General features: G+C 50.0%; 1 rRNA gene. It reads right to left on the bottom strand.

What is annotated here, in order from left to right:
* A 5S ribosomal RNA gene (gene rrf, locus HMPREF2743_RS02520) occupies positions 1-118 on the bottom strand.
* Between the last annotated feature and the right edge of the window lie 150 nt (positions 119-268).

Here is a 268-nt window from a genome sequence, read left to right as displayed (position 1 = left end):
TGTCGGCGGTTTCTTACTCTCCCACAACCTCCCGGTTGCAGTACCATCAGCGTTAGCAGGCTTAGCTTCCGGGTTCGGAATGGGACCGGGCGTTTCCCTGCTGCTATAGGCCACCGACAAACACTCGGAGCAACTGTTTGTGTCTGGTTGCTGGTGTTGTGTCAGATACTGTGTAGTGGACGCAAGCGACAGTGTGAATTAGTTGTTTAATGTTGTTTGTTGTTTACACACCCGTTGGGTGTGTGTGTTTGTTTTGGTCTATTAGTAC

The organism is Corynebacterium sp. HMSC036D02 (assembly GCF_001836165.1).
Taxonomy (GTDB): Bacteria; Actinomycetota; Actinomycetes; order Mycobacteriales; family Mycobacteriaceae; genus Corynebacterium.
Note: the sequence above shows the minus strand (reverse complement) of the source record. Positions and strands in the feature narration are given on the sequence as shown.